Here is an 8,308-nt window from a genome sequence, read left to right on the forward strand (position 1 = left end):
AGCCGGTGATCCGCTGCAGGAAGGGGATATTATCACAGACGCCATCCGCAGCAATCAGAAGAAGACGAGCATGGTTCCGAAAGAATTGTTCGGATTTCCATTGATCGCACGCGCCATCCCGCTCCACGACGAAAATGGAAGAGTGATTGGGGGCGTCGGCCTCGGAACGAGCCTTGAGGAGTCGTCTAAGCTGCATGATGTGGCGGAAAGCTTATCAGCCATTGTTGAACAAACAGCCGCAGCCATTTCCGATATTTCTGATTCAATCAACGGATTTTCATCTCAAATGACGGGGATTTCCTCCCAGGCGAAAAAGGTCAGCGAAAGCGCGGGTGAAATCGCCGATATTTCAGTAACCGTGAAAGGCATCTCTGACCAAAGCAATCTGCTCGGCTTAAACGCCGCGATCGAAGCGGCGAGAGCGGGCGAGTACGGAAAAGGCTTCTCTGTCGTCGCAGATGAGATCAGAAAGCTCGCAACGTATTCGAAAGAAAATGTCGGCCAGATTGACCAGATCACGAAAAAAATCCACAGCCTGCTGAAAGGGCTGGAGGAATCAATTGAGTCGATTAATCAGCATACAGATGGACAAGCCGCTGCCGTTGAACAAATTTCCGCCACGATGCAGGAGATTTCAGGAAGCGCGCAGCATCTCGCAAAAATGGCAGAAAACGCGCTTGAGGAAGAATAAGAGACCGGGGACAAACGTCCCTGGTCTTTTTCTATCCTGCATTTCCATGAAATTTGTCTGACGTTTTACTAGTTTTATTCCAGCGGCTGATTTAAAATGTACACATGAACTTACGTGAGGATTGATAGGAATCATGAGTATATTAAAAGCGGAAAATCTGTATAAAACATACGGAGATAAAACATTATTTAACCATATCTCCTTTCATATTGAAGAGAATGAGAGAATCGGATTGATCGGACCGAACGGAACAGGAAAATCAACGCTGCTGAAAGTGATCGCCGGCTTGGAATCTATCGAAGAGGGAGACATCACGAAATCCGGCAGCGTGCACGTCGAATTTCTTCATCAAGATCCGGAGCTGCCTGCGGGACAAACTGTGCTCGAGCATATCTATTCCGGTGAATCGGCTGTGATGAAAACCTTGCGTGAATATGAAAAAGCGCTGTATGAACTGGGGGAAGATCCGGAAAATGAACAGCGCCAGAAGAACCTGCTGGCGGCGCAGGCAAAAATGGACGCGAACAACGCGTGGGATGCGAATACCCTGGCGAAAACCGTATTGTCTAAGCTGGGCGTCAACGACGTAACAAAGCTGGTCAACGAGCTTTCAGGCGGTCAGAAAAAACGGGTGGCCATTGCCAAAAACTTAATTCAGCCCGCTGATCTGCTCATTTTAGACGAGCCGACGAACCATTTGGATAATGAAACGATTGAGTGGCTTGAAGGATATTTAAGTCAATATCCCGGCTCTGTCATGCTGGTGACGCACGACAGGTATTTCTTAAATCGTGTCACGAACCGCATTTATGAGCTCGAACGAGGCAGCCTCTACACGTACAAAGGCAACTATGAAGTGTTTTTAGAAAAACGCGCGGAACGGGAAGCGCAGGCTGAGCAAAAGGAAACGAAGCGCCAAAACCTGCTGCGCCGCGAACTGGCTTGGCTGAGACGGGGAGCGAAAGCCCGTTCCACAAAACAAAAGGCAAGAATTGACCGAGTGGAGGCGCTTAAGGAGCAGAAAGGCACTCAGTCATCGGGCTCACTCGACTTTGCGATTGGCTCCCATCGTCTTGGCAAACAGGTCATTGAAGCGGAGAACGTGATGATCGCTTATGACGGCCGCAAGCTTGTCGACCGCTTTCATGAACTGGTCATACCGGGTGAACGGATTGGGATTATCGGGCCGAACGGCATCGGAAAAACAACGCTGTTAAACACCCTTGCCGGCCGGCATACTCCTGACAGAGGCCATATTACGATCGGACAGACGGTCAGAATCGGCTACTATACGCAGGATCACAGTGAAATGAAAGGCGAGATAAAGGTCATTGAATATATAAAAGCAACGGCGGAAGTCGTCAAAACAGCGGAAGGTGATATCATTACAGCTGAACAAATGCTTGAGCGTTTCCTCTTCCCGCGTTCGATGCAGCAGACGTATATCCGCAAGCTGTCCGGCGGAGAAAAACGCCGTTTATACTTGCTTCAGGTTCTCATGCAGGAGCCGAATGTTCTGTTTCTCGATGAGCCGACGAACGATTTGGATACTGAAACATTAAGCGTTCTGGAGGATTATATTGACCAGTTCCCCGGTGTCGTCATCACTGTATCCCATGATCGCTACTTCCTTGACCGTGTCGTCGATCGTTTGATTGTGTTTGAAGGAAATGGCGTCATTTCCCGATTCCAAGGCTCCTACAGCGATTATATGGAGGAGTCAAAAACGAAAAAAACAGCTGAAAAACCGGCTGCTGAAGCAAAACCTGCTGAAGCCGAGCCGAAGAAAAAACGAAAAAAGCTTTCTTACAAAGATCAGCTTGAATGGGACGGCATCGAAGATAAAATTGCCCAGCTAGAAGAAAAGCATGAGCAGCTCGAAGTTGACATCGCCGCAGCAGGAAGCGATTTTGGAAAAATCCAAGAGCTGATGGCCGAGCAAGCAAAAACAGCGGAAGAGCTTGAGGCTGCCATGGACCGGTGGACAGAATTGTCCCTCATGATAGAAGAGCTGGAAAGCTGAAAAAAGTGCGGCGCGCAGGTGCCGCGCTTTTTTCACATAATGTACAAAAACGAACCGGCCAGCTTATGATAGGATGGAATTGTGTGTCAGCGGCACACGGAAAACCAACGGAGATGATGAAGTATGACATGGACGATCGTGATGTTAATCCTCATGAGTCTGGTGAAAATCGTATTAACCTGTCTTCCAACAGGCGTCATGGAATGGCTGCTCAGCAAATTCGCAGTGCACGCCAAGCTAAGTGACGAAAATGCCGTTCTCTCTCTAGATGGAAAACGTCTCGAAGATGAAGAGAAACAGAAAGTGATTGATCAATTTAACGAAGCTGTCTTTCTGGAGAAATATTATATTTACCCAGGTGACGAAGAGCGTTATTTATATCCGGAAAACGGCGGCACGCCGTTGGTGATAGATATGAAAAAAGGCAAAAAAGATGTGAAACTGTTTGTATACAGCTATGACGACCATATCGACGTCGTCAAACAATACAAGAAGAAAGTCATTGCGTATCAATTGCTTTCTGAAAGCCTTCAAAAAGGATCTCTGTCAGTGACAGGAAGTATAGCTTAATCAGGATGTGAAAGACGGTTGCTTTATGCTGCTCGTCTTTTTTTATTGCTTTTCAAACCTTAACGTTTACGTTAAGGTTTGAAAGGTGTATAATGGTAACAGAAACGGCGAAGGGGGATTTACCTTGGAATGGATGAAGATTGATCAAGTAGCCAAAAGAAGCGGGCTGACTAAGCGTACCATCCGATTTTATGAAGAAATCGGCTTGATTCCCGCGCCGAAACGGACAGACGGCGGCGTAAGGCTATATTCAGAGGATGATATGGAGGAGCTTGAAAAAGTCATCAGCACAAAAGAGGTGCTCGGGTTTTCCCTTCAGGAGCTTCAGCATTTCATGGAAACCAGCCGCCAGTTAGAGTTAAACAAAGAGGGGTATTTGCTGTCACTGGATCCTAAGGAACGGAAAGAAAAACTGGAGGAAATTCAGGAAAGCCTGAATCACCAGCTGGATTTGATTGATGAGAAAATCCGTACATTCCAAAGCTTTAAAGAACGCCTGCAAGGCATGAAAAATAAAGCGGAACGTGCCATTCAATCAATCGAATGAAAAATTTTCCAAACGCTATTTTGTAGCGTTTCTTTTAATGGAATAAAAATGGAGGTCAAGTCAAATGGATAAGACAACACAAGTGAATCAGAAGCCGGGCTTGCTCAGCCAGCCGAAAGCGGTATGGGCTGTCGCGTTCGCCTGTGTGATTTCCTTTATGGGAATCGGGCTGGTCGATCCTATTCTTCCGGCAATTGCCGCACAATTACATGCTTCACCTAGTGAAGTATCACTCTTGTTTACAAGTTATTTGCTTGTAACCGGATTTATGATGTTTTTCTCAGGAGCCATTTCCAGCCGTATCGGCGCGAAATGGACGTTAATTCTCGGACTTATTTTTATTATTGTGTTTGCGGGGCTTGGCGGCAGCTCAAGCTCAATTGCTCAGCTAGTCGGCTATCGCGGCGGCTGGGGATTAGGAAACGCATTGTTTATTTCAACAGCGCTTGCGGTTATTGTCGGTGTGTCTGTCGGGGGCAGCGCTCAAGCGATTATTTTGTATGAGGCGGCGCTCGGACTCGGGATTTCAGTCGGGCCGCTTGCAGGCGGAGAACTCGGAAGCATCTCATGGCGCGCACCGTTCTTCGGCGTATCTGTCCTGATGTTTATTGCGTTAATCGCGATTTCTTTGATGCTGCCGAAATTGCCGAAACCGGCGAAACGAGTCGGTGTGTTTGATGCGATGAAGGCGCTCAAATATAAAGGCCTGCTGACGATGGCGGTATCTGCGTTCTTATACAACTTTGGATTTTTTATTTTACTTGCTTATTCTCCGTTCGTGCTGGATTTAGATGAACACGGTCTCGGATATGTCTTTTTTGGATGGGGACTGCTGTTAGCGATTACGTCAGTCTTTACGGCGCCAATCCTGCATAAAGCGCTGGGCACAGTGCGTTCGCTCGTCGTTCTCTTTATCGCCTTTGCGGTTATTCTCATGATCATGGGAATATGGACAGATCATCAGACACTGATTATTACATGTATCGTTGTCGCCGGTGCTGTCCTCGGTATGGTCAACACCATCATGACAACAGCTGTGATGGGGGCTGCACCGGTTGAACGATCAATCGCGTCTTCAGCCTACAGCTCAGTCCGCTTCATCGGCGGCGCGCTTGCTCCGTGGATTGCGGGAATGCTGTCAGAACACTTCACCGCAAGCACACCGTATACGGTAGGCGGAGTTGTCGTTCTTGTCGGTATGCTTGTCCTTCTCATGGGACGTAAACACCTTGCCGGAGTTAAGGCGGGACATTAAAATGAAAGACACTGCTCGTGAGGCAGTGTCTTTTTTTAGTCGTTGTGCAAAACCAGATATATCTATAAAATCCTCGTCTTTCTTCCGTTTCTCCATCTATTTACAGCTTAATGCAGACAGCTTCTGTGCACGAGCTGATCGAATAGTATACTGAAGCCCATTTAAAATTGAATTATTTTTGCAGAGGATGATGTGCATCATAATAATTATTCAGAAAAAATGGCAGTGAAAAAACCCGCCCTTCAGCAGGCGGGTTTTTTCATAGATTAAAGCACTTTCGTCGTCCAAGACTCGCAGTTCCACGTTTCTGTAGCGATATCCATATAAAACTCTGGCTCGTGGGAGATGAGCAGAATGGAGCCTTTGTATTCTTTGAGCGCGCGCTTGAGTTCTTCCTTCGCGTCGACATCCAAGTGGTTTGTCGGTTCATCGAGCACCAGCAGGTTTGTTTCTGAATTGATCAGCTTGCACAATCTGACTTTCGCTTTTTCGCCCCCGCTTAATACGGATACGCGGCTTTCGATATGTTTTGTCGTCAGTCCGCATTTTGCCAGAGCGGCCCGGATTTCGTATTGCGTATAAGAAGGGAATTCGCTCCATACCTCTTCAATGCACGTATTGTTGTTTGATTCCTTGACCTCTTGCTCGAAATAGCCGGTAAAAAGGTGCTCGCCGCGTTCAACCGAGCCTTCAAGCGGCTGGATTTCGCCAAGCAGGCTTTTCAGCAAGGTCGTTTTTCCGATCCCGTTCGCGCCGTAAAGGGCGATTTTTTGGCCGCGCTCCATGCGGAGGTTGAGCGGACGTGACAGCGGGGAATCGTAACCGATCACCAGGTCCTTCGTTTCAAAAATCAGCTTGCCTGACGTTCTCGCCGGCTTGAAGTGGAATTCCGGCTTTGGCTTTTCTGCCGCGAGCTCGATCATATCCATCTTATCGAGTTTCTTTTGGCGGGACATCGCCATGTTTCTCGTGCTGACACGGGCTTTGTTGCGGGCAACGAAATCCTTCAGCTCTGCGACTTCCTGCTGCTGCTTTTTGTAGGCCGCTTCAAGCTGCTGTTTCTTCACCTCGTAGACTTCCATAAACTGATGGTAGTCGCCGACATAGCGTGTGAGCTCTTGATTTTCAACATGATAAATCAGGTTGATGACGCTGTTTAAGAACGGAATGTCATGGGAAATCAGGATAAACGCGTTCTCGTATTCCTGCAGGTAGCGTTTTAGCCACTCGATATGCTGCTCATCAAGATAGTTGGTCGGCTCATCGAGAAGCAGAATTTCCGGTTTTTCAAGGAGAAGCTTGGCGAGAAGAACCTTGGTGCGTTGTCCACCGCTCAGATCGGTGACATCACGCTCTAATCCGATATCGCTCAAACCGAGTCCCCGGGCGATTTCTTCCACCTTAGAATCAATGACATAAAAATCATTATTCGTCAGCGCGTCTTGAATCACGCCGACTTCCTCAAGCAGTTTTTCGAGTTCATCGGGATCAGCTTCGCCCATTTTGTTGTAAATCTCGTTCATTTCTTCTTCCATCGCAAATAAATAATGGAACGCGTCTTTCAGGACATCGCGGATCGATTTTCCTTTTTCCAGCACGGTATGCTGATCAAGGTAGCCGACACGGACATTTTTTGACCATTCGACTTTTCCCTCATCAGGTTCAAGCTTTCCGGTAATAATATTCATGAAGGTTGATTTTCCTTCTCCATTTGCGCCGATCAGCCCGACGTGCTCGCCTTTTAACAGGCGGAAGGAGACGTTATTAAAAATGGCTCGGTCACCGAAGCCGTGGCTTAAATCCTTTACAGATAAAATACTCATATTTACACCTCTATCGTTTATCAAACACGCACAATCGGCGTGTATTATTCACCCTTATGATTATAAAGGAGGAATCGGAATGTTGAAAGGTATAGGAAAGAAAAAGAAAAATTGCGTTCTGGGCGAGCTTTTGAGATACTATGGAATAGATTTCACGAATTGAGGAGAAAAAAATGACGCAAACTTGGCCATTTTTACATAATGCACAATCATTTATACAAGAGAATTGGAATGCTTCCGGCTTTCAAAAGCCGACTCCTGTTCAGGAACAGGCGGCTCAGCTGATTATGGACGGAAAGGATGTCATTGCGGAATCGCCGACAGGAACAGGCAAGACGCTGGCGTACGCGCTTCCGGTCATGGAGCGGATCAAATCAGATCAGAAGCATCCGCAGACAGTGATCTTAGCGCCTTCGCGTGAGCTGGTGATGCAGATCTTTCAGGTGATTCAGGATTGGAAAGCGGGCTCAGAGCTGCGCGCGGCTTCCTTAATCGGCGGGGCGAATGTGAAGAAGCAGGTCGAAAAGCTGAAGAAACATCCGCATATCATTGTCGGCACGCCAGGCAGGGTGTTTGAACTGATTAAAGCGAAGAAATTAAAGATGCATGAAGTGAAAACGATCGTGCTTGATGAAACGGATCAACTTATCCTTCCGGAGCACCGCGAAACGATCAAGCAAATCATTAAAACGACATTAAGAGATCGGCAGCTTCTATGTTTTTCTGCCACGCTCAAACAGGAAACAGAGGACGTGCTTCGCGAATTGGCGCATGAGCCTGAGGTGTTGAAGGTGCAGCGAAGCAAGGCGGAAGCTGGGAAAGTGAAACATCAATATCTGATTTGCGACCAGCGTGACAAAGTGAAGCTGCTGCAAAAGCTGTCAAGACTTCAGGGCATGCAGGCGCTCGTGTTTGTAAGAGACATCGGCAACCTGAGTGTGTATGCGGAAAAGCTGGAGTATCATCATGTCGATCTCGGCGTGCTGCACAGTGAAGCAAAAAAAATGGAGCGGGCGAAAATCATTGCCGCATTCGAAGACGGGGAATTCCCGCTCTTATTGGCGACTGACATTGCCGCACGCGGCTTGGACATTGAAAACCTGCCGTACGTGATTCATGCCGATATTCCTGACGAAGACGGCTACGTTCACAGATCAGGCCGAACAGGCCGGGCGGGGAAAGAAGGGAACGTACTGAGCCTCGTCACAAAACTGGAAGAGGCAAAGCTGAAGAAAATGGCGAAGAAGCTTGGCGTGGAGCTGAGTGAAGCTGTGTATGCAGGCGGAAAACTGAAAACGAAATAAAAAGGAGGGCGAAAAGCCCTTCAGCTTGTAGAGAAAACGACGTTTTTTCTACAAGCTTTTTTGTTTTCTGCTGTTTCTTTAGTTGTTCAGCTAAT

Annotated in this window: 6 protein-coding genes and 1 pseudogene; 6 read left to right on the top strand and 1 reads right to left on the bottom strand. The window is 47.5% G+C overall.

Annotated elements, in window-relative coordinates:
• Window positions 1–325 precede the first annotated feature (325 nt).
• From ACY3LV_RS14405 to ACY3LV_RS14425, 5 genes and pseudogenes are all read left to right on the top strand, one after another.
• Window positions 326–691: pseudogene (locus tag ACY3LV_RS14405) on the top strand (methyl-accepting chemotaxis protein); the annotation flags it as partial.
• Between the two features lie 133 nt (window positions 692–824).
• Entirely contained in the window at window positions 825–2,714 is a 1,890-nt protein-coding gene (locus ACY3LV_RS14410) for an ABC-F family ATP-binding cassette domain-containing protein (RefSeq protein WP_464864024.1), read from the top strand.
• A 123-nt stretch (window positions 2,715–2,837) separates the two neighbouring features.
• Window positions 2,838–3,284, top strand: coding sequence for a YfmQ family protein (locus tag ACY3LV_RS14415; protein ID WP_333561847.1), 447 nt, complete (start codon window positions 2,838–2,840; stop codon window positions 3,282–3,284).
• Between the two features lie 124 nt (window positions 3,285–3,408).
• The gene (locus ACY3LV_RS14420) at window positions 3,409–3,831 is read left to right on the top strand and encodes a MerR family transcriptional regulator (RefSeq protein ID WP_010330336.1); all 423 of its coding nucleotides are present in this window, start codon (window positions 3,409–3,411) and stop codon (window positions 3,829–3,831) included.
• Window positions 3,832–3,895: 64 nt separating this feature from the next.
• The gene (locus tag ACY3LV_RS14425; protein WP_464864026.1) at window positions 3,896–5,086 is read left to right on the top strand and encodes an MFS transporter; all 1,191 of its coding nucleotides are present in this window, start codon (window positions 3,896–3,898) and stop codon (window positions 5,084–5,086) included.
• 266 nt (window positions 5,087–5,352) lie between these two features.
• Here the strand turns inward: ACY3LV_RS14425 and ACY3LV_RS14430 are convergent, their stop codons facing one another.
• Complete coding sequence (locus ACY3LV_RS14430) at window positions 5,353–6,909, bottom strand: ABC-F family ATP-binding cassette domain-containing protein (protein WP_003223006.1); 1,557 nt, start codon at window positions 6,907–6,909, stop codon at window positions 5,353–5,355.
• A 173-nt stretch (window positions 6,910–7,082) separates the two neighbouring features.
• Between ACY3LV_RS14430 and ACY3LV_RS14435 the strand changes: the two genes are divergently transcribed.
• Window positions 7,083–8,213, top strand: a complete 1,131-nt coding sequence (locus tag ACY3LV_RS14435; protein WP_464864027.1) for a DEAD/DEAH box helicase — start codon at window positions 7,083–7,085, stop codon at window positions 8,211–8,213.
• Window positions 8,214–8,308: the final 95 nt, after the last annotated feature.

Source organism: Bacillus sp. 11C (assembly GCF_055486375.1).

Excerpts from the sequence above, each read along its gene's own strand:
- ACY3LV_RS14430 (WP_003223006.1), bottom strand. The coding sequence starts at position 6,909 with ATGAGTATTTTATCTGTAAAGGATTTAAGCCACGGCTTCGGTGACCGA.
- ACY3LV_RS14435 (WP_464864027.1), top strand. The coding sequence starts at position 7,083 with ATGACGCAAACTTGGCCATTTTTACATAATGCACAATCATTTATACAA.
- ACY3LV_RS14410 (WP_464864024.1), top strand. The coding sequence starts at position 825 with ATGAGTATATTAAAAGCGGAAAATCTGTATAAAACATACGGAGATAAA.
- ACY3LV_RS14415 (WP_333561847.1), top strand. The coding sequence starts at position 2,838 with ATGACATGGACGATCGTGATGTTAATCCTCATGAGTCTGGTGAAAATC.
- ACY3LV_RS14425 (WP_464864026.1), top strand. The coding sequence starts at position 3,896 with ATGGATAAGACAACACAAGTGAATCAGAAGCCGGGCTTGCTCAGCCAG.